The organism is Paraburkholderia piptadeniae, from assembly GCF_900007165.1.
GTDB lineage: Bacteria > Pseudomonadota > Gammaproteobacteria > Burkholderiales > Burkholderiaceae > Paraburkholderia > Paraburkholderia piptadeniae.
Genome location: NZ_CYGY02000035.1, coordinates 190,761 through 214,773 on the forward strand (window position 1 = coordinate 190,761; position 24,013 = coordinate 214,773).

Below are 24,013 nucleotides of genomic sequence, written 5' to 3' on the forward strand. Positions count from 1 at the left end.
GATGCGCTTCGAAAGAAGCGCGTCCATCGTTACCACGCAGTTCACGTTGTTCAATTTGACCGACCAGAGAGAAAAAGCAACATGCCGAAATTTGCCGCCAATCTCACGATGCTGTTCAACGAAGTGCCGTTCCTCGACCGCTTTGCCGCGGCCGCGGATGCGGGCTTCGACGCTGTCGAGTTTCTGTTCCCCTATCCTTATCAGATCAACGAACTGTCGGAGCGTCTCGAGCAGAACAAGCTGAAGCTCGTGCTGCACAACCTGCCCGCGGGCAACTGGGAAGCGGGCGAACGTGGCATCGCTTCGCTGCCGGACCGCGTCGGCGAGTTCCAGGAAGGCGTGAGCCGCGCGCTCGAATACGCGAAGACGCTGAAGGTGCCGCAACTGAACTGCCTCGTCGGCATTCCGAAGGGCGTCGACGCCGACAAGGCGCGCGCGACGATCGTCGACAACCTGCGCTTCGCCGCTGCCGAACTCAAGAAGGAAAGCATCAGGCTGCTCGTCGAGCCGTGCAACTCGTACGACATTCCGGGCTTCGCGCTGAACCGCTCGGCGCAAACGCTCGATGTGATCGACGCCGTCGGCTCCGACAATCTGTTCCTGCAATACGACATCTATCACATGCAACGGATGGAAGGCGAACTCGCCGCGACGATCAAGAAACAGTTCGCGCGCATCGCCCACATCCAGCTCGCCGACAACCCGGGCCGCAACGAGCCGGGCACGGGCGAAATCAACTATCGGTTCCTGTTCGATCTGCTCGATTCGCTCGGCTATCAGGGCTACGTCGGCTGCGAGTACAAGCCGCGCACGACGACCACGGAAGGCCTCGGCTGGCTGCAAAGCATCGCGGGCGTGAAGCGCGCGCATGCGTCTGCCTGAAATCGCAGCCTGACCACGTCAGCACACGGGCACATTTTTCGAACCTCATTTCTGGAGACTTATTCAATGGCAAAGATCGGATTCATCGGCCTCGGCATCATGGGCTCGCACATGGCGCGCAACCTCATCAAGGGCGGCCATTCGCTGTTCGTCAACGGCGCGTACCCGGTGCCCGAAGATCTCGCCAAGACGACCACGGTCGTCGCCGATTCGACGGCTGTTGCTCAGGCTGCCGATATCGTCGTGGTCATGGTGCCGGACACGCCCGATGTCTCGAACGTGCTGTTCGCCGATGACGGCGTCGCGAAGGGTCTGACGAAGGGCAAGCTCGTGATCGACATGAGCTCGATCTCCCCGCTCGACACGCAGGCGTTCGCGAAGAAGATCAACGAACTGGGCTGCGACTATCTGGATGCGCCCGTTTCCGGCGGCGAAATCGGCGCGCGCGATGCGACGCTGACGATCATGGTCGGCGGTCCGCAAAAGGCTTTCGATCTCGCCAAGCCGCTCTTCGACCTGATGGGCAAGAACGTCTCGCTGATCGGCGACAACGGCGCGGGCCAGACCTGCAAGGTCGCGAACCAGATCATCGTCGCGCTGAACATCGAAGCCGTCGCGGAAGCCCTGCTCTTCGCAGCGCGTTCGGGCGCCGATCCTGAGCGCGTGCGCAAGGCGCTGATGGGCGGCTTCGCATCGTCGCGCATTCTCGAAGTGCACGGCGAGCGCATGACGAAGCGCACATTCAATCCAGGCTTCCGTATCGAGCTGCACCAGAAGGACCTGAACCTCGCGCTTGACGGCGCGCGCAAGCTGGGCATCGCGTTGCCGCACACGGCGAGCGCGCAGCAACTCTTCAGCGTATGCGCGGCGAACGGCGGCAAGGCATGGGATCACTCGGCGATGGTCCGCGCGCTCGAAATCATGGCGAACTTCGAAGTCGCGCAGGCGCCCGCTGCCGATCAGAAAGCGGCCTGAGTCAGGGCCTCCTTTACCGGGTAGAAGCAGGCAACGCAAGCTGCCGTGTCGATATTCACGGCAGCGCACAGGTGGGGCGCCCGGTCCGGCGCGCGGCACGCATCGGATTGGGCAAATCATGCCGCTCTGGGCTGAGGGCGGCAAGTGGGGTCCGCAGCGGCACCCGGCGATGCCGGGGAAGCCTTGGTCGGTCAGACGTCATCGTCGGGTGTCCTGCTGTCGGATTGTCGAACCGCTTATCCAGCCGATTGTTGTCGGATTGGCTGTCGCACTACATGATGGTCAAAGGCTAACGCTGTGACAGAACGCGCCCGGCTACGCGATATCGGCGACCATCGACATCATGCCGTTCTGCCACGCGCCCGTTTTGAACTCCCGCAGCGCTTCGATCAGATCGCCCTCGTTCCGCACGGCGAGGCCTTCATTTCGCGTACGAGATCCGATAGATCGCGCCCGCGTAGTCGTCGGAGACGAGCAGCGATCCGTCCTGCAACTGCTGCACGTCGACGGGACGTCCCATGTACTCGCCGTTCGGCGTGAGCCAGCCTTCCGCAAACACCTCCGTCTCGCCGACGGTGCCATCATCCTTGACAGACGTGAACATGATGCGCGCGCCGATCGGCTTCGTCCGGTTCCATGAGCCGTGCTCGGCGTCGAAAATGCCGCCCTGGTACTTCGCCGGGAACATCTTGCCCGTGTAGAACGTCATGCCGAGGTCGGCCGCGTGCGCCGCGTATTCGACCACGGGGAACACGACGCCGGCGGGCGGCGTGTCCTTCCTGTACTCTTCCGTGCGCACCTTGCCGCCGCCGTACCACGGAAAGCCGAAGTTCTCGCCTGCCTTCGTCGCGTGGTTGAGTTCGCCGGGCGGGATGTCGTCGCCCATGCCGTCCACCTGGTTGTCGGTGAACCAGAGCGTCTTGTCTTTAGGGCTGAAATCGAGGCCCACCGAATTGCGCACGCCGTGCGCATAGACCTCGCGGTTCTTGCCGTTCTGGTCCATGCGGATGATGCCTGCGAGACCGTTCCTGTCGAGCTCGGCGAGCTTGTCCTTCGGCGGCACGTTCCAGGGCTGGCCGAGCGCGATATACAGCTTCTTGTCCGGCCCGACCCGGCAGTAGCGCGCGCCGTGGTTGAAGCTTTCGAACTGCGTCGGAATCAGCTTGCCTTGCGGCACGACGACGGCGGCCGCGACGTCGGGCCCGCGTTCGCCGAAGAACTGCGCGGCGGGAAACGCCAGCACGCGGTTCTGCTCGACGATGTACAGCACGCCGTCTGCCGAGAAGCACACGCCGTTGGGCACCTTGAAGTTGATGGAACTCGCGAACTGCACGACATCGTCGGCGACCCGCCGCTTCGTCCGGTCCGTCACCTGCCACACATGATCCTTGTATGTGCCGACAAAGACCACGCCCGTCGACGGCTCGATCGCCATCGCACGCGCCTCGGGCACGACGGCATACAGCTCGATCCTGAAGCCGGGCGGCAGCTTGATCGCCTTCAGGTTCTCGCGCAGCGCATCGGCGCGCGCGCCTGTCTGCGGCACGACTTCGGCCGGCCTGGTATTGCCCGTCGTCTTGAAGTTCGACAACGCCTGGAGGTTGTCCTGAGCCGCATGCGCAGCGGGCAGAACCGCGAGCGCCGCGCTGACGACGAGCGGCAGAAGCCTCGGAATTGCGTTCATCGTGATGTCCCCACTGTTCGTGATGTCGTTTGTTGGAATTGCAACTACTGGAAAGACATGAACGTTTCGGGCGCTTCAGGTGATGAAGGTCTGCGTGCCTCAATCGTCTGGCTATTGACTGTTATAGGCGATGTCGCAGCAAACGACGAACAAATGTCCATCGGCTCGATGCAAGCAAAGGCGGCATGCAAAGACGGGCGCAAACCGGCCTTTGCAAAATGGAAAAAATGAGAAATCGGTGAAGGCAGTGCTTCGACGCGCCGCGAAAACGGGACGTGACAGGCGCCTCGCCCCGCGAGAGAGGGGAAGAGCTAGATGGCCAGCAGCATCGTCGTTGCGCAAAGTCCGATCACGGCGCAACTGACCTTGTCCTTGAAAGCGAAGACGATGGGGTCGTCGTGCATCTGGCCGCGAAACGCGATCATCCAGATCCGGCTTACCCAGAAGAGCGTCAATGCGAACATCACCCACAGCGCCTTCGGATGACGGTACAGCAGCTTGAGTTCCGGCGAGTTCAGATACAGCGCCAGCACGAGCACCGCGAGGTAAGCCGAAGCGGTGCCGAATGAGCGCAGGATCGACATGTCCTGCGTGATGTAACCGCGGCCCGCCGCTTTCATTTTTCCTGTGCGCCGGATACTGTCCAGTTCGACGTAGCGCTTGACCATCGCAAGGCTCAGGAAAATCGGCACGCAAAAGAGGCTCAACCAGTAAGAGAGAAAGATGCCCGTCGCCGCGCCGCCTGCCACCACGCGTACCGTGTAGAGGCACGAAAGCGTGAACACATCGACGAGTGCGATCCGTTTGAGGTTGAACGAATACGCGACCGTCGTGGCGAAGTACGCGACGAGGACGGCGGCGAACTGCAACGGCAAAAACGCCGCGAGCCCCGCGGAGCCCACCAGCAGAACGCTCGCGAGCACAATGCCGAACGACAGCGACAGGTTGCCCGACGCAAAGGGCCGGCTGCGTTTGCGTTCATGTCTGCGGTCCGCGTCGAGATCGAGCATGTCGTTCACGAGATACACGGAAGACGCGCACAGGCTGAACGACGCAAACGCGATCAGCGACGCGACGATCGAATGGACATCGGTGAAGCGATGCGCAGTCAGCAGCGGCACGAAGATCAGCAGGTTCTTGACCCACTGGTGCACGCGCATTTCCTTGAGCACGAGCGGCAAAAACCGGCGCCTGTTTTCGAAGAAGATGATCGCGTCGTTGACCTTTCGCGCCGCCGCCGCAATGTGGCGATCACCGACCACAATCGCCCTGCGCGCCTGACGCCAGACGGGCACGTCGGCCAGCGCGTCGCCACAATAGTCGAAGCCGCCATCGCCGAAGCGGTCGACCAGTTCCTTGGCCTTCGTGCGGCCCAGCAGATTGCGCTCGCCGTTGCTCGCGAATACCCCTTCGAACATGCCGAAGTGACTCGCGACCTGATCGGCGAAACGCTGATTGGATGCCGTGCACAGGTAAAGCGGACGGCCCGACGAACGCTCGTCGCGAAGATAGTCCACCAGTTGGGTGTTGTACGGCAGCAGGCCGACGTCGATGGTCACGCGCTGCGCGATCTGTTCCTTCAGATAGGCCTTGCCGCGCAGCATCCAGGCGATGCACAGAAAAATCGCCCACGGACGTTGCTTGAGCAGAACCAGAAAACCTTCGAGGAGAACATCGGTGCGCGTCAGCGTGCCGTCCAGATCGACGCACAATGGAACCGCCGCGTTCGCCATAGCACTCTCCGCAAAGTCATGGATACCGCCGCGTCGCGCCTGCGCGCGGTACGCGACGATCACAGCGGATGCTAGCGAACGCGGTCTACGCGTTCTGTGCGCCAACGCACCCCGTCATGCGAACACGAATCGCTTGTCGAGCTGATATTTCGTGAAGTAGCCGGCCGTGAGTCCGATCGCGCCGCCCATGAAGCGCGCCGCTTCCGTATGGAAGATTGCGTCCGCACCGAACTCGAAGATCCAGAATACGAATGTCGTGCCGATCCCCATGACGACGTACAGCACGAACGTGCGAATGCCGTGTCCAAGGCTGCGGTCTTCGTGACGAAAGATGTGTGACTTGTCGAGCACGTATTTGACGACGAGCCCGACTGCCGTCCCCACGCACACGGACAGCGCAACCGTGTACGGTCCACGATAGAGACACAGCGCGATCTTCTGGCTGCCCAGGTTGGCGACGATCGAAATTGCGGCAAAGGCGGCATACCACGCGACAAGCCGCGCTCCGCCCGGCGGTGCTTCCAGTGCGCCGTCGCTCACAACGATGCCCGCTTGAAGACGAATTGCGGCAGCGCCCGGATCACCAGCATGATGGCACTCCAGAACCACGGCGTATAAAGCGTGTCCTTGCGACTTTCGATTGCACGCACGATGTCGCCGGCCACCCTGTCGGGCGTGGCGACCAGCGCGCCCGGCAGCGACAGGCCGGCCGTCATCGGCGTATCGACGAAGCCGGGCTTCACGATCAGAAGTCCCACGCCGCGCTTGAAGAGGCGCGCGCGCAAGCCTTCGCAAAACGTCGTCACGGCTGCCTTGGCCGCCCCATACACATAGTTCGAAGGCCGGCCCCTGTCGCCCGCCACCGACGAGATCACGGCAATCATCCCGTGCCGCTGCGTATCGAACATATCGGCGACGCGCGTGAGCAGTGCGATCGTCGACACCGCGTTCGTGTCGATCTCGCGCACGGCCGCGTCGGCATCGCGCTCGCAGAGCGCCTGATCGGGCAGCGAACCATGCGCGAACAACGCGATGTCGATGCGCCCCAACGCCGTGCTGCACGCTTCGAGCATCGCGCGATGCTGACCATGATCGTTCACGTCGAGCACACAGGTTTCGACCTTTCGCGCGCCGCGAGCGAAGAGATCGCGCGCGACCGCTTCGAGCCGGGCTGCGTTGCGGCCCGTGATGAAGAAGCCGACACCGTCCCCCGAGTCCTTCTGCAGCCAGCAACGCGCGCACGCAATCGCGATTGCCGATGATCCGCCTACCACGAGAATGTTCTTCATGATCGTGTCGTCCGCCTCCAGAAACGCGACATCAACGCAGGGTCGCGATACCTTTCGAGTTCTTCCCACCGTGGATAAGCCGCGCGAAAATCAGCGCCGCTCATATGCGCGTCTTTCGCGGGGTACTGGCGCCCGCCCGCTTCGCGCACGACGGCATCGAGCCGCGCAAAAAGCGCGGCGTTCTTCGATTCGCGCTGAGGGAAGTCGAGCGCAAGCGAAACGCCGGGCAGCGGAAACGACAGCAGACCCGGCGATTCGAGCGTGCCGCACCGCTTGAGCACGGCGAGGAACGAACCCGAGCCGCTTTGCGAAATCGTCCGCAGTATCTCCTTCATTGCATCGCGCGCGACGGCATCGGGAATCACGCACTGGTGCTGCTGAAAACCGCGCCGCCCGTAAAGACGATTCCAGTTGTGAACGGCGTCGAGCGGATAGAAGAAAGTCTGCAAGTCGGTTTCGCTGTACCGGATCTCTTGCCTGTGCCTTTTGAAATAAAGCGTGTTGAAGGCCTTGAGCGTGTACTGATTGACGGGCGACCACGGCAGGACGAACGGCACGTTTCGCGTTCGCTTTCTTGTCAGCGACAGATCGCCGTCGTGAGCGTGATCGCCCGACATGTAGATGCCTCGTCCGAGCGACGCGCCCGTGCTCAGGCAATCCACCCAGGCGACGCAATACTCGTGACGGGCATCGAGTTCAGAAGAGAGCCGAAAGAACTCGTCGAGATTCTCGAAGCGCGCGCTGACGACGGACAGACGGCTCGAACGCACGCGCATCAACTGGATCTCGACCCATTCGATCACGCCCGTCAGGCCGAGTCCGCCAATCGTTGCGCGAAAGAGCGCCGTGTTCCTGTCGGGCGCGCACTCGGTCGCCGTGCCGTCGGAGCGCAGTAGCGAAAAGCATCTGACGTGACGGCCGAACGTGCCACGAACGTGATGGTTCTTGCCGTGCACGTCGTTCGCCATCGCGCCCGCAAGCGTGGCAAACTGCGTGCCCGGCGTGACGGGCAGCATCCAGCCGCGCGGCACCGCGACGTCCAGCACTTCCCCAAGTGTGACGCCCGCCTCCGCGCGCAGCACGCCGCGCTCCCAGTCGGCGCTGATGAAACGGTCGAGGCCGCGAAGATGCAGCACATGGTCGGTCGCGCCGAGGCAACTGTCTCCGTAACTGCGCCCATTGCCATACGGCAACGTGGTGACGTTTTCCGCCCGGGCGCGGGCAAGCACCGACTGTACGGCATCTCGCCATAGGGGCGAGCTGCTGCGTTGGGGTGCGTACGGATAACGCCCCCATGACTGAAGCTTCGATGCGCTCATTGCGGACAAGACCGGACGTGTCTCGGATCAATGGCATGAGCGTAGCCGCTCCCGATTCCGGGGACCGTTACTTACCTCACAAAGGCGAGCGACTCCCTGCGATGCCCCTGCGGGAAATGGAGTTCAGTAAGTGTCGAACACCTGCTGCAATGCAACGGGCGTCGCGTGTCCCGCCGCCAGCGCGAGCATCAGCAGCACGCGCGCCTTGTACGGATTGAGCGCGCCCGCCGTCACGAAACCGAGCGTATCGTCGGACGCGGCGCCGTTGCGCATCACGTGCCCCGAGCCGACGCGCGACGAGCGCACGATCGCCACGCCCTTTGCCGCGGCCTCGGCGAGCGCCGTCTGCACGGTCGCGTGGATCGAGCCGTTGCCCGTGCCCGCCACGACGATGCCCTTCACGCCCGCGGCCACGAGCGCATCGACGGCGATGCGCGACGCGCCCGCATAGCTCGTCACCACTTCGACGACGGGCCATTGCGCGCCGGTCGATGCGATCGCGAAGGGCGTCGCCGTCGTATGCGGCCGCACGACGGCACGCTGAAACTCGACGCGTCCGTCCTGCACCCAGCCGAGCGCGCCGATTTCCGGCGAGTGAAAGGCATCGACGGCATAGGTGCTGGTCTTCACGACATCGCGCGCGCTATGGATGCGGTTGTTGAACGCAACGAGCACGCCCTGCCCTTTGGCATGCGCGCTGCCCGCGACCGTCACCGCATTGAGCAGATTCAGCGGACCATCGGCCGACAACGCCGACGACGGCCGCATCGCCGCCGTCACCACGACGGGCTTGTCGCTCTTCACGGTGAGGTGCAGCAGATACGCGGTTTCTTCGAGCGTGTCGGTGCCGTGCGTGATGACGACGCCGTCGATCCCGGAGGAGGCCAGCAGTTCGTCGACGCGCTGCGCGAGCTTCGTCCACAGCGCGAGCGCCATGTCCTTGCTGTCGACGCTCGCGACCTGCTCGGCCTGCACGTTCGCCACCGTCGCCAGCGACGGCACGGCCGCAAGCAGTTGCCCGACGCCGACGACGCCCGCCTGATAGCCCGACGTATTGGTCGCATCGGGCGCCGCGCCCGCGATCGTGCCGCCCGTGGCGAGCACGGCGATGCGCGGCAGCGCGGACGATGTAGAGGTAGTCGTGGAAGTATTCATGGCGGCGATTGTAAGCGATGCGCCCGCTGCCGCCATCGATGAAAACGCGAGCGTTCGTGTGAGGCTCGCGACGCCTGCAACGCCTATGCCGCTTCGCGCAGCTGGCTCGCGATGTCCGCTTCGTGCAGTTGCGGCGCAAACATCTCGATCAGACGATACGCGTAGCCGCGCAGGAAAGCGCCCTTGCGCAAGCCGACACGCGTCGTGCTCGCCTCGAACAGATGCTGCGTGTCGAGCGCGACGAGCTCGATGTCGCGCTTCGGATCGAACGCCATCGCCGCGACGATGCCGATGCCCATGCCGAGCTCGACGTAGGTCTTGATCACGTCGGCGTCGATGGCCGTCAGCACGACGTCGGGCAGCGCGCCCGCCTTCGCGAACGCCTGGTCGATATGCGAGCGGCCCGTGAAGTCCTGGTCATACGTGACGATGGGGTACTCCGCGATCTCTTCGAGTGTCAGGTTCTCGCGGCCCACGAGCGGGTGATCCTTCGGCACGACCACGACGTGATGCCACGAATAGCACGGGAACGTCAGGATGTCGGGATAACGGTCGAGCGCTTCCGTCGAAATGCCGATGTCCGCTTCGCCGTTGATGATCATCTGCGCGATCTGCTGCGGACTGCCCTGGCGCAGCGCGAGGTGCACCTTCGGATAGACCTCGGTGAACTGGCGCACCACTTTCGGCAGCGCGTAGCGGGCCTGCGTGTGCGTCGTCGCGACGACGAGATGGCCATTGTCCTGGTCCGCGTATTGACGCGCGACGCGGCGCAGGTTCTCCGCATCGAGCAGCATCCGCTCGATCAGCTGATGCACGGCCTTGCCGGGTTCCGTGAGGCCCGTCAGGCGCTTGCCGCGCCGGATGAAGATGTCGACGCCCAGTTCGTCTTCGAGGTCCTTGATCTGCTTCGATACGCCCGACTGCGACGTGTACAGCACATTCGCCACTTCCGTCAGGTTCATGTTCTGCCGCACGGCTTCGCGCACGAAACGCAATTGCTGGAAATTCATGTTGAAGTGTCCGGTTCGGCCAGAGTCAATGTGTTGTTAGCTGCATCATGGGAAACAAATGCGCAAATCACTGCGCGGGAAACACGCGCAACGCGCGCGGCACGGCCGTCGCGCCATCGCCGACGGCCAGTTGCAGGCCGCGCCATGCTTCGCGATCGAGTTCCGCTTCGAGCACATGGCCTTCGCGCGCTTCGAGCTCGACGCGCACCGAGCCGCCCAGCGTCACCACGCGCCGCACGCCGACGACGATGCCCTCGCGATGCCCCGCCGACTGCGGATACAGCGCGAGATCGTGCGGACGCACATACGCGAAGGCCGGCCCCTGAAAATGCGCGTCGATCGCAATCGGCTGCGCGGCGCCATCGACGACGAAGCCCTTGCCGTCGACGCTGCCATGCAGCCGGTTCGCCGCGCCGAGAAACTCGTAGACGAACGACGTCTGCGGATGATCGTACACGTCTTGCGGGCTGCCGACCTGCTCGACGTGTCCGTGATTCAGCACGACGATGCAGTCCGCGACTTCGAGCGCTTCCTCCTGGTCATGCGTGACGAAGATCGTCGAGATATGCAGATCGTCGTGCAGACGTCGCAGCCAACTGCGCAGTTCCTTGCGCACCTTTGCATCGAGCGCGCCGAACGGTTCGTCGAGCAACAGCACTTTCGGCTCGACGGCCAGCGCGCGCGCCAGTGCAATCCGCTGCCGTTGCCCGCCCGACAGCTCCGACGGATAGCGTTGCGCGAGCCAGTCGAGCTGCACGAGCTTCAGCAGCTCGTGCACCTTCTCGCGAATCGCGGCTTCCGAAGGACGCTCCTTGCGCTGCTTCACGCGCAAGCCGAATGCGACGTTCTCGAACACCGTCATATGACGGAACAGCGCGTAGTGCTGGAACACAAAACCGACGTTGCGCTCGCGCGCGCCCACTTCCGCGACGTCCTGGCCTTGCAGCATGACCTCGCCCGCATCCGCGTATTCGAGGCCCGCGATCACGCGCAGCAGCGTGGTCTTGCCGCAGCCCGAGGGTCCCAGCAGCGCGACGAGTTCGCCCGGCGGAAAATCGAGCGAGACGTTGTCGAGCGCGGTGAAGTCGCCAAAGCGTTTTTGCAGATTGCGTACGGTGATGCCCATCTTCGACCACTCTCCTTACTGAACCGAATGTGCCGCCCGCGCGTGCGGCGCCGCCGCGCTGGAGGACTGAACGGGACCGGCCTGCGCGGGCGCGTCGCGCGCGCTCGACAGTTCCGCCGACAGATGACGCCCGGCGAGCAGCTTGAGTCCGAGCGTCACGAGCGCGAGCAATGCGAGCAGCGACGCCACGGCAAACGCCGCCGAAAAGTTGTATTCGTTGTAGAGAATCTCGACGTGCAGCGGCATCGTGTCCGTCTGTCCGCGAATGTGCCCGGACACCACCGACACCGCGCCGAACTCGCCCATCGCCCGCGCGTTGCACAGGATCACGCCATACAGCAGGCCCCATTTGACGTTCGGCAGCGTGACGCGCCGGAACATCTGCCAGCCCGACGCGCCGAGCACATGCGCCGCCTCTTCCTCGTCGTTGCCTTGCGCCTGCATCAACGGAATCAGCTCGCGCGCGACGAACGGAAACGTGACGAAGATCGTCGCGAGCACGATGCCCGGCACGGCGAAGATGATCTGCACGTCGTGATTCGCAAGCCACGGGCCGAACCAGCCTTGCGCGCCGAACATCAGCACGTAGATCAGGCCGGAGATCACGGGCGACACCGAGAACGGCAAATCGATCAGCGTGGTCAGCAGCGTCTTGCCGCGAAACTCGAACTTCGCGATGCACCACGACGCCGCGAGACCGAACGCGAGATTGAGCGGCACGGCGATCGCGGCCGTCAGCAGCGTGAGCCTGATCGCGGACACGGCATCGGGATCGGCGAGCGATTCGAAATAGAACGCGACGCCTTTGGCGAGCGCCTGATAGAACACGGCGACGAGCGGCAGCACGAGAAAGAGCGCGAGAAACAGCAGCGCGATGCCCGTCAGCAGCCATCGCACGGCGCGCGGCTCCGTCACCGGATCGGGACGGCGCGCGGCATTCGCGTTGCCCACGGCCGCGCGCGAAATCACCGCGGAATTCCGGCTCATTGCGCACCTCCCGTCAGCGCGGCGGCATGCGTCGCAGCGCCCGGCACGGAAGGCGCCGTGCGCGCGCGGCTCGTGCGCCGCTGCAGATACCATTGCAGCGTGTTGATCAGCAGCAGCATCACGAACGACACCACCAGCATCACGACGGCGAGCGCCGTCGCGCCTGCGTAGTCATATTGTTCGAGCTTCGTGATGATCAGCAGCGACGTGATCTCCGATTTCATCGGCACGTTGCCCGCGATGAAGATCACCGAGCCGTATTCGCCGAGCGCGCGCGCGAACGCCAGTGCGAAGCCCGTCAGCATCGCGGGAAACACGGCGGGCAACACGACGCGCCGGAACGTCAGCCAGCGCGATGCGCCCAGGCACGCGGCCGCCTCTTCCTGCTCGCGCTCGAACTCTTCGAGCACGGGTTGCACGGTGCGCACGACGAACGGCAAGCCGATGAACGTCAGCGCAACGAGCACGCCGGCAGGCGTGAACGCGATCTTGATGCCGAGCGGCTCGAGAAACTGGCCGATCCAGCCGTTGCCCGAATAGATCGCCGCGAGCGAAATGCCGGCGACGGAGGTCGGCAGCGCGAAAGGTAGATCGACGACGGCATCGACGATCCGCTTCAACGGAAACGGGTAGCGCACCAGCACCCACGCGACGAGAAAGCCGAACAGCGCGTTGATCAGCGCGCCGCCGAGCGCCGCGAAAAACGTCAGCCGGTACGACGCGAGCACGCGCGGCGACGTGACGGCGCGCACGAAATGGCTCCAGTCGAGCGTCGCTGTCTTGAGGAAAGTAGCCGCCAGTGGAATCAGTACCACGAGGCTCAGATACGCCACCGTGATACCGAGCGTCACGCCAAAGCCAGGAATCGCGCCCGGCTTGCGCAAGTTAAACGTCGTCATGCTCCATGCCCTTCAGGGTTGTGCGTCGCGGCGGGTGGATAGCCCGTGCATCTCGTTGCTCATTGCCCGCGTGATGCCGAAAAGCGGCCGAAACGCGGTCGAAAGCGCGCCTCGCGGGCACGCCCCGTTCCAACATCGCTACGCGACGTGAATGCGCGCTACGTCATTGCGGCTGGTAAATCGAATCGAACACGCCGCCGTCGGCAAAGTGCGTCTTCTGCGCATTCGCCCAGCCGCCAAACGAGTCGTCCACCGTGTACAGCTTCAGCTTCGGAAACTTCGCGGTCAGCGCGGCGGGCACCTTGTTCGAGCGCGGACGGTAGAAATTCTTCGCTGCGATCTCCTGGCCTTCGTCGCTATACAGGAAGTTCAGATACGCTTCCGCGAGCTTGCGCGTGCCGTGCCTGTCGACCACCTTGTCGACCACGGCCACGGGCGGCTCAGCCAGAATGCTCGCCGACGGCACGACGATCTCGAACTTGTCCGTGCCGAATTCCTTGACCGACAGGAACGCTTCGTTTTCCCAGGCGATCAGCACATCGCCGATGCCACGCTGCACGAAGCTCGTCGTCGCGCCGCGCGCGCCGGAATCGAGCACGCCGGCATTCCTGTACAGCTTCGACACAAAGTCCTTCGCCTTCTGGTCGTTGCCGCCCGGCTGATGCGCCGCATACGCCCACGCGGCCAGATAGTTCCAGCGCGCGCCGCCCGAAGTCTTCGGATTCGGCGTCACAATCGACACGCCCGGCTTCACGAGATCGTCCCAGTCCTTGATGTGCTTCGGGTTGCCCTTGCGCACGAGAAACACGATCGTCGACGTGTACGGCGACGCGTTGTCGGGCAGACGCTTCTGCCAGTTTTTGTCGACGATGCCCTTGGCGGCGAGCGCGTCGATGTCGTAGGCGAGCGCCAGCGTGACGACGTCAGCCTGCAGGCCGTCGAGCACCGAGCGCGCCTGCGCGCCCGAGCCGCCGTGCGACTGCTTGAACGTGACCGATTCGCCCGTCTTCGCTTTCCATTCCTTGCCGAACGCCTGATTGACGTCCTGATACAGCTCGCGGGACGGGTCGTACGACACGTTCAGCAGCGTCGTGTCAGCCTGCGCCTGCGAGATCATGCCGACAGCCGACGCCACACCCAGCGCGAGCGCCGCGATGAACCGCTTCGCGCCGCCGCCTTTCTCCACGTGCAGCGTCGCGCGCAGCACCTGCACCGTCGTCACCGCATTCGCGAACCCCGTATTCCGATTGTCCATCGACCTTCTCCGTCTTGTTGGTTTGATTTCGCTCGTCCGGCGCTTCCGCTGTCTGCCGAAATTCGCCGCTTCGCAAGCTGGAAGCGGCTTTGGCGCGGCTTCTGCGATGCTGTTGCATCAGTGGAAGCCAGTCTATCGAAGGGCTTTCATCATTAAAAATAATGTTTCTTCATTTTTTAATATGCAAACGTGGTAAAGAACTGCTCGCCGTTCGCCGCGACGCGAGGTGCGTTGCCACAACTCCGGTTTTCGGCGTTCACACGTCATCCGCCGCGACGAACTTAAAGTAAAGCTTGAAATGCGCCGAATACTGTATAAAAATACAGTCACCTGTCTATCCATACAGTGGCGCTATGACCAAACTCACCGCACGACAGCAGCAGGTTTTCGATCTGATCCGCCGCGCCATCGAGCGCACGGGCTTTCCGCCCACCCGCGCCGAAATCGCGGCAGAACTCGGCTTCAGCTCTGCCAACTCGGCGGAAGAACATCTGAGGGCATTGGCGCGCAAAGGCGTGATCGAACTGGCGGCAGGCGCGTCGCGCGGCATCCGGCTCATCGCGGGCTCGGACGACTCGCCGCATCAATTCACGCTGCCGCACGCGAGCATCATGCAGTTGTCGCTGCCGCTAATCGGCCGTGTCGCGGCGGGTAGCCCGATCCTCGCGCAAGAACATATTTCGCAGACCTTCACCTGCGACCCGGCGCTCTTTTCGAGCAAGCCCGATTACCTGCTGAAAGTGCGCGGCCTGTCGATGCGCGACGCAGGCATCTTCGACGGCGACCTGCTCGCGGTGCAGAAAAAGAGCGAAGCGAAAGACGGCCAGATCATCGTCGCGCGGCTGGGCGACGACGTGACCGTGAAGCGCCTCAAGCGCCGTCCGAACGGCATCGAATTGATCGCCGAGAACCCCGATTACGAAAATATTTTTGTTCAGGCCGGTAGCGCGGAATTTGCGCTGGAAGGCATCGCGGTCGGGCTGATCCGGCCGACGGAATTCTAATTATCTGAACACTGTCTGGAGAGACTCATGGACCGTCTTGCCCGCTTGCTGCCTTTTCGCCAGTTCGGCCGTCTGCGTCATCTGCGCAGCCTCGTCCCTTGCGCGCCGCTCGCCGCGTTGGCGTCGAATGCCGCATCCAGCATCAAGGGCCGCACGGCATCGCTGTTCGATGAAGAAACTCAGCCGCTGCCGTCCGCGCAACCGGCGTTCGCACGCGTGTCGCTGAACTCCGCGCTCAATGCGGAGCCCGCGCGGCGCGCGCCGGTGCGGGTCTATCACGGTCCGTCGCGCACGATCATGGTGGGCACGATGGAAGCCGTGTGCCAGATGATCGATAGCGCGATTGCCGAGGAAGACGATCGTCTGGCGAGGCAAGCGGCTTGATGCGCGCAAGTGACGTTGTCGTCGTCGCGTAGTCGCTAGCTGGTGTGTGACCATTGCGAACTCTCAATCGCGATGCATGCGCTGCGTGTAGAAGGTTAAAGCCGCAGAACACGCGGTCGAACGTTCAACTTTGCGGGATCGTTTTGACGTCGATCGGGTCCACATCAGATCGACACTGAAAACGGAGAGTCCCGCACAATGGCAGGTCTGGTACGCATGAACGGCCGGGTAAGCCGGCCGCTGCTGATCACGCTGATCGTGATCGTCATCGTCGTCGCGTTGGGCTTCGCGTACGCGTCGCCGTATATCGCGCTCGATCGGCTCAAACGTGCCGCCGATGCGCGCGATGTCGAAACGGTCAACGAGTATGTCGATTATCCGGCGCTGCGTGAAAGCCTGAAGCTGCAGGTGACGGGACTGCTGACGCGCCGGCTCGATGTGCGGCACAACGGCAATCCGCTTGCCGCAATCGGCGCGATGATCGGCGTGGCGTTGATCGGTCCACTCGTCGATGCGTATGCGACACCCGATGGCGTCGCGGCATTGCTCAACGGCATGCCGCCGCGCGGCGAGCCGGGCGAGCGCCCGCCCCCGCCACATGGTGCGCCGTCCGCCGCGCCGCCCGACAATTCAGCGCAGCATCCCGCGCCGGGTTCGAACACAGCAAATAGCGCGGCCAACAATGCAGCCAACGGCGCGCCCCCGCCTCAGCCGCCGGAAACCAGCGCAGGCTATCGCGGTATCAACGAGTTCGTCGTCACGTATCGGCATGGCGTCGGCGATACGCGCTATTCCGCGATCTTACGTCGCCAGGGACTCTTCAACTGGAAGCTGTCAGCCGTCGATCTGAACGGCTGACGCGCATCCATTCAACCGAATCACGAGCGGCGCTTCAGGCTGCCGCTTGCGCCTCTTCGGCAGGCGACGAGCACGCGACAAGAATGCTGCACGACACGCGATCGAGCAGCGGCGTGTTGCCCGCGCCCATCCACCAGCGCGACAGCCCCGTACGGCAGCGATGCCCGACGACGACGAGGTCGACATGCAACTCGTCGGCGAGCGATGCGATTTCGTCGATGGGATGACCGAACGCGAAATGCCCCGTCGCCCGCACGCCGCGCTGTGTGAGCCAGTCGACACCTTCCTGCAATATCTCGCGTGCCGTCTTCTCGAAGCTGCCGCATGCGACATCCGTCAGCAGGCCTGCGCTTTGCGCAATGCTCGAACGCATGTCGACGACCGACAGCAAGTGCGTTTCCGCGTTCAGATCGAGCGCCAGATCCGCGCCGCAACGCAGCGCCTTGCGGCCTTCACGCGAGCCGTCGTAGCACAGCAGAATCTTCTTGTAGCTCGCCATTTCGCTTCCCCCCTTCCGCGACCATCGCGGTCTCTCTTGCATCATGGTGCGCCGCAATTCGACATGCAAGGGATGGAAAACGCTAAGTGCGCGGCAGCACGCAGTCGGGCATGACGCACCGCAAGATCGCGCACGATCCGCAAGCGATGCGCATCCACGCGCCAAACGCGTCGAGCCCGATGCCCTAAAATAGGCAGCCGGCTTGCGCCTTGCACCACATCGTGCGGCCGTCGCGCACATTCATGGAGCATCCGTCTTCGTATGTCTGAAGCTGCAATCGAGTTTCATCGCGTCGAGAAGCGTTATGGCGGCAAAGCCGTCGTCGACGGCTTGTCGTTTCACGTACGCGCCGGCGAATGTTTCGGACTGCTGGGTCCCAATGGCGCAGGCAAGACGACGACGCTGCGCATGCTGCTCGGCATCGCCGCGCCCGACGCCGGCACGATCCGGCTATGTGGCGAACCGATTCCAGGCCGCTCGCGTTTCGCGCGCGCACGCGTCGGCGTCGTGCCGCAATTCGACAATCTCGATCCCGACTTCACAGTCCGCGAAAACCTGCTCGTCTTCGGCCGTTACTTCGGTCTGTCCGCCGCGAAGTGCCGCCAGATGGTGCCGTCGCTGCTCGAATTCGCGCGGCTGGAGAGCAAGGCGGATGCGCGCGTCGGCGAACTTTCGGGCGGCATGAAGCGGCGTCTCACGCTCGCTCGCGCGCTCATCAATGATCCCGACGTGCTCATCATGGACGAGCCGACCACGGGCCTCGATCCGCAAGCGCGTCATCTGATCTGGGAACGGCTGCGCTCGCTGCTCGGACGCGGCAAGACGATTCTGCTTACGACGCACTTCATGGAAGAAGCGGAGCGTCTGTGTCACCGGCTATGCGTGATCGAAGAAGGACGCAAGATTGCGGAAGGTGCGCCGAATGAACTGATTGCTTCCGAAATAGGCTGCGACGTGATCGAGGTGTATGGCCCCGATCCCATCGCGCTGCGCGACGAACTGGCGCCGTTCTCGGTGCGCACGGAAATCAGCGGCGAGACGCTCTTCTGCTATGTCGACGATCCGCAGCCGGTTCACGCGCGGCTGAAGCAGCGCGCGGGGCTGCGTTACCTGCACCGGCCGGCGAATCTCGAAGACGTGTTTTTGCGTCTCACCGGCCGCGAGATGCAAGACTGACGCTCACGCCACGATCGCAACGTAACGCACAACCAGGCGACACCACGACAATGGACGCACGCACCTACGACACCCCCGGACATACCGAGCCGATGCGCGAGCGCTTCCCCGCGCTGCCGGCGAACGCCGTCAACTGGATCGCCGTGTGGCGGCGCAACTATCTGGTGTGGCGCAAGCTCGCGCTCGCGTCGATGTTCGGCAACCTCGCCGATCCGATGATCTACCTGTTCGGGCTCGGCTTCGGGCTCGGGCTGATGGTCGGGCATGTCGACGGCGTGTCGTACATCGCGTTTCTCGCGGCGGGCACGGTCCCGTCGAGCGTGATGATGTCGGCGAGCTTCGAGTCGATGTATTCGGGCTTTTCGCGGATGCACGTGCAGCGCACGTGGGAGGCGATCATGCACACACCGCTCACGCTCGGCGACATCGTGCTCGGCGAGATCGTCTGGGCCGGCAGCAAAGCCGTGCTGTCCGGCGTCGCGATCATGCTGGTGGCGGGCGCGCTCGGTTACGCGAGCTTTCCGTCGATGCTGTTCGCGCTGCCCGTCATCGTGCTCGCGGGTCTCGCGTTCGCCAGCACCGCGATGATCGTGACAGCGCTCGCGCCGTCGTACGATTTCTTCATGTTTTATCAGACGCTGGTGTTGACGCCGATGCTGCTGCTGTCGGGCGTGTTCTTCCCGCTCTCGCAGTTGCCGCCCGCCGCGCAACTGGCGGCGCAACTGCTGCCGCTCGCGCATGCCGTGGATCTGATCCGGTCGGCGATGCTCGCCCGTCCGCTCGACGATGCCGCATTGCATGTGGCCGTGCTGGCCGCGTATGTGGTGGTGCCGTTCTGCGTGTCGGCGGTGCTGTTCCGCCGGCGGATGATGCGCTGAGGGCGCCGCGCGCAGGCGGTTCACCCACACGCGGCGCCCTCGGGCGGAACGAATCAGATCACTCCTCGTCGTCCGACCACGGCACGTCGACGTCGGAGATGAACTCGACGGTCGCGAACGGGCCGCCTTCCTGACGTCCGATCTTGCCGTCCGCGCGATGCCACTCAACGCGAAACATCGTGCCCGGATCGTCGGAGCGCAAGCGGATCGTGCGCAATTCTTCGGGGTCGGCTTCTTCGACGGGGCCATCGAGCGAGACCAGCAACGCCTGCGGCCACAGGCCCTCGACGGGATCGTAAATACGGTCGCCGTCGGGAATCGACGTGTGCGCCTCGACGCCGATCGTCGCCGATGCGTCGATGATCATCTTGCCCAGTGCACGCAGCACTGCCGTCGCGCGCGCCGAGTTGGCCTGACGGATGGCGAGATCCCCGCGCGTCAGCGCCTGCTCGAGCTTCGGATTGGTCTTTTGTTGGGCCATGCGATGTCCTGGATTGACTGATTGGCGGTTGTTCACCGCGTTGCTGGGGCGCTACCGCGCTACACTGCGGCGCGACTTGCCATTCGATTTGCCACACGATCGACACGCGACTATCACGCCGTCGCCGCGCGTTGACGCGCATTGGCATGCTAGGCAGCTTCAAGGGGCGCCATCGTACCACTCGCAGCGCGGTACGCGCCTTACCGTGCAGCAGGCCGTGTGCCAGCTCGCGCCTGTTTCCCCAGTTTAGGTCGAGATTCGACACTGCGAAGCCGGGTTTGATGGCAAGCGATTCGTCAGAACCGCAACGCCACGGCCAGCAGCCCGCCGACGATACCGAACCCGACCACCGAAACGGCCACGATCGTCAGCACGCGCGGACGGAACGAGCGCGCGAGCATCGCCAGCGACGGCACGCTGACGGGCGGGAGCGTCATCAGCAGCGCGCCGGCGGGGCCGACGCCCATGCCGAGCGACAGCATCGCCTGAATGATGGGCACTTCGCCCGCCGTCGGTATCACGAACAGCATGCCGGCGACGGCCAGCGCGACGATCCACACCAAGTCGTTGCCGATCTCCGGGCTGACATGCGGGAACAACCACGCACGCGCCGCGCCCAGCAGCAGGACGAGCACGATGTATTCCGGCACGAGGCGCACGGCCATCCGCGCGAAGATCGTGACCCAGCGGACGAACGGACTGCCCGAGCGCTGCTCGTCGACGAGCTCGATGAGGCGCGCGTCGGCCACTTGCGCTTCGGTCGGCGTGACGAGGCGGTTCACCAGATAGCCGAGCCCGAACACCATCGCGGCGCCGAGCACGATGCGCAGCCCTGCCCACTGCCAGCCGAGCACGAAGCCCATGAAGACGAGCGTCGCCGGATTCAGCACCGAATTGCCGAGCCAGAAGGCGATCGCGCCGCCCGGCGATGCCTGCCGCTCGCGCAATCCGGCGACGACGGGCGCCGCGCAGCACGTGCACATCATGCCGGGCAACGAGAGCAAGCCGCCTGCCGCGACGCTGCCGAACCCCGTCTTGCCGAGCAGCCGCGCGACCCAGTGCGCGGGCAACAGCGCCTGTACGGCCGAGCCGAGCAGCAGGCCGAGCACCATCGCTTGCCAGATCGCCTTGCCGTACGCGAGCGCGTAGCCGAGCGCGGCGCTCCACGACGGCGCGGGCGGGCTCGCCGCGCTGCCCATCAGGATCGACGCGCCGATCGAATGCGTCGAAGCCGCGGTGAACGCGCGGTTGTAATACGGAAACCATTTGACGTAGGAAAGCCCGGCAATGGCGAGCAGCACGAAAATCGGCCAGGTCGAGGCGGCGATCGAAGTGGTGGAGCGCGAGGTATTCATCGTCGTGGTCGGTTCGCTTGGATTTCGCTTGAATGTCGCGCCGGTGCCCGTCCGTTCGGCGCATGCAAGGTCAGCATCGTGCATTGTATGCCGCGCGCGGCCCATGCACAGGAATGGGTGCGTGGCGTCGCGCACGTCACTCGGAGCGCGCAAGTGGCTGTCGAACGGAGGTCGGACGCGGCGGCCGCTGTGACGGCCGGGGTCCCGAAGGCGCTTGAAAGCGCTTGAAAATGTGTAAGCCCGCTATCGTACGCGAGTTTGCACGGCGATGTGCCGCCGCGCGTGTCTTGCCGGGAAGTCTTGCCTGCGAGCGTTGCGTTTGGGTCTTGCCATACGGTCGCTCGATCAGCGCGCCGCGGCATGCTTGCCGCGGCGCACCACACGAAACACGCTTAGGGCGCGGGATTCGGCTGCAGTTCGTGCAGCGCGTCGATCTCGGCGAGCGCTTCCGGCGACAGCTTCACGTCGATGCTTGCGACGTTCTCCTTCAGCTGATCGAGCGAGGTCGCGCCGATCAGGTTGCTTGTGACGAACGGCCGGCTGTTGACGAACGCGAGCGCGAACTGCGCGGGCGTCAGGTCGTGGCGCTTCGCCAGTTCGACGTAACGCGACGTCGCCTGGATGGCCTGCGGCTTGCTGTAGCGCTGGAAGCGCTCGAACAGCGAGATGCGCGCGCCCGCCGGACGCGCGCCGCCTTCGTACTTGCCCGACAGCCAGCCGAACGCGAGCGGCGAATACGCAAGCAGACCGACATGCTCGCGATGCGAGAACTCCGAGAGCCCCGCTTCGAACGTGCGGTTCAGCAGGCTATACGGATTCTGGATCGACACGATGCGCGGCAAGCCGAGCTTCTCCGACGCGCGCAGGAACTGCGCGACGCCCCACGGCGTTTCGTTCGACACGCCGACATGACGCACCTTCCCTTCCTTCACGAAGTCGGCGAGCACGGAAAGCGTCTCTTCGATGGGCACGGTGTACGCATCGTCGATCCACGGATACGCGGGGCGGCCGAACGTCATCGTGCTGCGATCGGGCCAGTGCAGCTGATACAGGTCGACGTAGTCCGTCTGCAGGCGCTTGAGGCTGTCGTGCAGCGCCTCGGTGAGATTCTTGCGATCGAACTGGTTGCCCTCGCCGCGAATGTGACGCGGATTGTGCGGCTGGCGCGCGGGGCCGGCGATCTTCGTCGCGAGCACGATCCTGTCGCGCGCGCTGCGATGCTGCGCGAGCCATGTGCCGATGTAGCGCTCCGTCGAGCCCTGCGTTTCAGCGCGCGGCGGCACGGGGTACATTTCGGCGGTGTCGATCAGCGTGATGCCCTGGTCGAGCGCATAGTCGATCTGCGCGTGCGCGTCGCGTTCCGTGTTCTGCTCGCCCCACGTCATCGTGCCGAGACCGATCAGGCTGACCTGCACATCCGTATCGCCGAGTCTGCGATATTCCATCGAACTGTTCCCCTCTTTCTGATGTTCCTGGTCTTGTCGAGTGACAAAACGGCAAGGCGCGAAATTACCACGTCCGCGCAAAACGCGTGCGTGGCTAGAATGTCGGTTGGCCGCCGATGCGGCCGGTTTCGATGCGCTTACAACCTTCGGAGTGTCATGTCGATGTCAGATACGCCGACTGCGCGATCCGGCCGTGCGGATAGCCGGCAGTCGCTGATCGTCACGCTCGTGGCCGCGGCGTTCTTCATGGAGAACCTCGACGGCACGATCATCGCCACCGCGTTGCCGCAAATGGCGCGCTCGTTCGGCGTGCATGCCGTCGATCTGTCGATCGGCATCACGTCGTATCTGCTGACGCTTGCCGTGTTCATCCCGATCAGCGGCTGGGCCGCCGACCGCTTCGGCGTGCGCAACGTGTTCACGGCCGCGCTCGCGGTGTTCACGGCGGCGTCCGTCGCGTGCGGGATGACCAACGGGCTCGTCGAATTCACGGCGGCGCGCATCGTGCAGGGCATCGGCGGAGCGATGATGGTGCCCGTCGGACGCCTCGCCGTTTTGCGCGCGACGTCCAAAGACGACCTGATGCGCGCGATTTCGATCATCACGTGGCCGGGGCTCGTCGCGCCCGTCATCGGACCGCCGCTCGGCGGCTTCATCACGACTTACTCGTCGTGGCGCTGGATCTTCTTTCTGAATCTGCCGCTCGGCATCGTCGGCATCGTGCTCGCGTGGCGCTTCATCGGCGCGGCGCGCGACACGCAGAAGCGCCCGTTCGACAGCGCCGGCTTCGTGCTGTGCGGCATCGCGGGCACGGCCGTCATGTACGCGATGGAACTGCTCGGCCGCTCGGACGCGCCGTGGCGCGAAGCGCTCGCGTTTCTCGCGGGCGGCCTCGCGTCGGGCGCGGCCGCGCTGCTTCATCTGCGCCGCAGTCCTCATCCCGTCGTCGATCTGTCGGCGTTTCGCGTGAAGACGTTCGCCGTCGCGATGGGCGGCGGTTCGCTCTTTCGCGTATCGATCAGCGCGGTGCCGTTTCTGCTGCCGCTGATGTTCCAGTTGGGCTTCGGAATGAACGCGTTCCAGTCGGGCCTGCTGACGCTCGTGGTGTTCGCGGGCAATCTGTCGATGAAGCTCGTGACGACACCCGTGATGCGGCGCTTCGGTTTTCGAACGGTGCTGCTCGTCAATGGCGCGCTCGCGGCGCTGAGCATTGCGGCGATGAGTCTGCTGACGGCCTCGACGCCTCTCGTGCTGACGGGTATCGTGCTGTTCGCGAGCGGCCTGTCGCGCTCGCTACAATTCACGGCCGTCAATACGCTCAGCTTCGCCGATGTGCCGAAGCCGCAGATGAGCGGCGCGTCGACGCTATCGAGCACGCTCTCGCAGATGACGATGGGCATGGGTGTCGCGCTCGGCGCGATCGCGATGCGGCTCGCCGCGTGGCTGCATGGACACGGTACGCGGTCGGTGACGACGGCCGATTTCAGCGTCGCGTTCCTGCTGGTGGCCGTCGTCGGGCTGCTCGCGATTTTCGATGTGTTCGGTCTCGAGCGCGATGCGGGCGCGCATGTGAGCGGGTATCGGCGGAAGCGGACGTAAGCGGTGTGCTTTGTCCTTGT

Annotated in this window: 24 protein-coding genes; 9 read left to right on the forward strand and 15 right to left on the reverse strand. The window is 64.2% G+C overall.

Annotated elements, in window-relative coordinates:
• The first annotated feature begins 81 nt into the window (after nt 1-81).
• Entirely contained in the window at nt 82-882 is an 801-nt protein-coding gene (gene hyi, locus BN2476_RS19785) for a hydroxypyruvate isomerase (protein WP_087735842.1), read from the forward strand.
• A gap of 66 nt (nt 883-948) precedes the next feature.
• Nucleotides 949-1,857 carry a 2-hydroxy-3-oxopropionate reductase gene (locus BN2476_RS19790; protein WP_087735843.1) on the forward strand — a complete coding sequence of 303 codons (909 nt, stop codon included), beginning with the start codon at nt 949-951 and terminating at the stop codon, nt 1,855-1,857.
• 421 nt (nt 1,858-2,278) lie between these two features.
• Here BN2476_RS19790 and BN2476_RS19795 read toward each other — a convergent pair whose 3' ends face one another.
• Entirely contained in the window at nt 2,279-3,541 is a 1,263-nt protein-coding gene (locus BN2476_RS19795; RefSeq protein ID WP_087735844.1) for a PQQ-dependent sugar dehydrogenase, read from the reverse strand.
• 57 nt (nt 3,542-3,598) lie between these two features.
• Here BN2476_RS19795 and BN2476_RS46510 point away from each other — a divergent pair, with 57 nt between their 5' ends.
• The gene (locus BN2476_RS46510) at nt 3,599-3,772 is read left to right on the forward strand and encodes a hypothetical protein (RefSeq protein ID WP_160111729.1); all 174 of its coding nucleotides are present in this window, start codon (nt 3,599-3,601) and stop codon (nt 3,770-3,772) included.
• Between the two features lie 80 nt (nt 3,773-3,852).
• Here BN2476_RS46510 and BN2476_RS19800 read toward each other — a convergent pair whose 3' ends face one another.
• The 10 genes from BN2476_RS19800 to BN2476_RS19845 all read right to left on the reverse strand — a co-directional run bounded on the left by BN2476_RS19800 (nt 3,853) and on the right by BN2476_RS19845 (nt 14,314).
• Nucleotides 3,853-5,274, reverse strand: a complete 1,422-nt coding sequence (locus tag BN2476_RS19800) for a UbiA family prenyltransferase (protein ID WP_087735971.1) — start codon at nt 5,272-5,274, stop codon at nt 3,853-3,855.
• 114 nt (nt 5,275-5,388) lie between these two features.
• Complete coding sequence (locus BN2476_RS19805) at nt 5,389-5,814, reverse strand: GtrA family protein (RefSeq protein WP_235850886.1); 426 nt, start codon at nt 5,812-5,814, stop codon at nt 5,389-5,391.
• Nucleotides 5,811-6,563, reverse strand: a complete 753-nt coding sequence (locus BN2476_RS19810; protein ID WP_087735845.1) for an SDR family oxidoreductase — start codon at nt 6,561-6,563, stop codon at nt 5,811-5,813. The genes BN2476_RS19805 and BN2476_RS19810 overlap by 4 nt, the downstream gene beginning before the upstream one ends.
• Nucleotides 6,560-7,882 carry an FAD-binding oxidoreductase gene (locus BN2476_RS19815; protein WP_087735846.1) on the reverse strand — a complete coding sequence of 441 codons (1,323 nt, stop codon included), beginning with the start codon at nt 7,880-7,882 and terminating at the stop codon, nt 6,560-6,562. The genes BN2476_RS19810 and BN2476_RS19815 overlap by 4 nt, the downstream gene beginning before the upstream one ends.
• A gap of 123 nt (nt 7,883-8,005) precedes the next feature.
• Complete coding sequence (locus tag BN2476_RS19820) at nt 8,006-9,073, reverse strand: asparaginase (protein ID WP_087735847.1); 1,068 nt, start codon at nt 9,071-9,073, stop codon at nt 8,006-8,008.
• 47 nt (nt 9,074-9,120) lie between these two features.
• Nucleotides 9,121-10,047: a CysB family HTH-type transcriptional regulator gene (locus tag BN2476_RS19825; protein WP_087735848.1), complete on the reverse strand. Its 927-nt coding sequence runs from the start codon at nt 10,045-10,047 to the stop codon at nt 9,121-9,123.
• Between the two features lie 67 nt (nt 10,048-10,114).
• Nucleotides 10,115-11,173: a sulfate/molybdate ABC transporter ATP-binding protein gene (locus tag BN2476_RS19830; RefSeq protein WP_087735849.1), complete on the reverse strand. Its 1,059-nt coding sequence runs from the start codon at nt 11,171-11,173 to the stop codon at nt 10,115-10,117.
• A gap of 15 nt (nt 11,174-11,188) precedes the next feature.
• Entirely contained in the window at nt 11,189-12,160 is a 972-nt protein-coding gene (gene cysW / locus BN2476_RS19835; RefSeq protein WP_087735850.1) for a sulfate ABC transporter permease subunit CysW, read from the reverse strand.
• Nucleotides 12,157-13,059, reverse strand: a complete 903-nt coding sequence (gene cysT, locus BN2476_RS19840; protein ID WP_087735851.1) for a sulfate ABC transporter permease subunit CysT — start codon at nt 13,057-13,059, stop codon at nt 12,157-12,159. The genes cysW and cysT overlap by 4 nt, the downstream gene beginning before the upstream one ends.
• A 163-nt stretch (nt 13,060-13,222) precedes the next feature.
• Complete coding sequence (locus BN2476_RS19845) at nt 13,223-14,314, reverse strand: sulfate ABC transporter substrate-binding protein (protein ID WP_268957917.1); 1,092 nt, start codon at nt 14,312-14,314, stop codon at nt 13,223-13,225.
• 353 nt (nt 14,315-14,667) lie between these two features.
• Between BN2476_RS19845 and lexA the strand changes: the two genes are divergently transcribed.
• From lexA to BN2476_RS19860, 3 genes are all read left to right on the forward strand, one after another.
• Nucleotides 14,668-15,318: a transcriptional repressor LexA gene (lexA, locus tag BN2476_RS19850; protein WP_087735852.1), complete on the forward strand. Its 651-nt coding sequence runs from the start codon at nt 14,668-14,670 to the stop codon at nt 15,316-15,318.
• Between the two features lie 27 nt (nt 15,319-15,345).
• The gene (locus tag BN2476_RS19855; RefSeq protein WP_087735853.1) at nt 15,346-15,702 is read left to right on the forward strand and encodes a hypothetical protein; all 357 of its coding nucleotides are present in this window, start codon (nt 15,346-15,348) and stop codon (nt 15,700-15,702) included.
• Between the two features lie 198 nt (nt 15,703-15,900).
• Nucleotides 15,901-16,560, forward strand: coding sequence for a DUF2939 domain-containing protein (locus BN2476_RS19860; RefSeq protein ID WP_087735854.1), 660 nt, complete (start codon nt 15,901-15,903; stop codon nt 16,558-16,560).
• A gap of 34 nt (nt 16,561-16,594) precedes the next feature.
• Here BN2476_RS19860 and BN2476_RS19865 read toward each other — a convergent pair whose 3' ends face one another.
• Nucleotides 16,595-17,059: a universal stress protein gene (locus BN2476_RS19865; RefSeq protein WP_087735855.1), complete on the reverse strand. Its 465-nt coding sequence runs from the start codon at nt 17,057-17,059 to the stop codon at nt 16,595-16,597.
• Nucleotides 17,060-17,320: 261 nt separating this feature from the next.
• On the opposite strand from BN2476_RS19865, the gene nodI reads away from it, so the two are divergent.
• Both nodI and BN2476_RS19875 read left to right on the forward strand, forming a co-directional pair.
• Nucleotides 17,321-18,235: a nodulation factor ABC transporter ATP-binding protein NodI gene (gene nodI, locus BN2476_RS19870; RefSeq protein ID WP_087735856.1), complete on the forward strand. Its 915-nt coding sequence runs from the start codon at nt 17,321-17,323 to the stop codon at nt 18,233-18,235.
• Nucleotides 18,236-18,285: 50 nt separating this feature from the next.
• Nucleotides 18,286-19,113, forward strand: a complete 828-nt coding sequence (locus BN2476_RS19875) for an ABC transporter permease (protein ID WP_087735857.1) — start codon at nt 18,286-18,288, stop codon at nt 19,111-19,113.
• Nucleotides 19,114-19,171: 58 nt separating this feature from the next.
• Here BN2476_RS19875 and BN2476_RS19880 read toward each other — a convergent pair whose 3' ends face one another.
• The 3 genes from BN2476_RS19880 to BN2476_RS19890 form a co-directional block, all read right to left on the reverse strand.
• Nucleotides 19,172-19,594: a hypothetical protein gene (locus tag BN2476_RS19880; protein ID WP_087735858.1), complete on the reverse strand. Its 423-nt coding sequence runs from the start codon at nt 19,592-19,594 to the stop codon at nt 19,172-19,174.
• 296 nt (nt 19,595-19,890) lie between these two features.
• Nucleotides 19,891-20,949: a permease gene (locus BN2476_RS19885; RefSeq protein ID WP_087735974.1), complete on the reverse strand. Its 1,059-nt coding sequence runs from the start codon at nt 20,947-20,949 to the stop codon at nt 19,891-19,893.
• A 392-nt stretch (nt 20,950-21,341) separates the two neighbouring features.
• Nucleotides 21,342-22,394 (reverse strand): NADP(H)-dependent aldo-keto reductase, encoded by a 1,053-nt coding sequence (locus tag BN2476_RS19890; RefSeq protein WP_087735859.1) that lies wholly within the window; start codon nt 22,392-22,394, stop codon nt 21,342-21,344.
• A 156-nt stretch (nt 22,395-22,550) separates the two neighbouring features.
• On the opposite strand from BN2476_RS19890, the gene BN2476_RS19895 reads away from it, so the two are divergent.
• Complete coding sequence (locus BN2476_RS19895) at nt 22,551-23,993, forward strand: MFS transporter (protein ID WP_087735860.1); 1,443 nt, start codon at nt 22,551-22,553, stop codon at nt 23,991-23,993.
• The last annotated feature ends 20 nt before the right edge of the window (nt 23,994-24,013 follow it).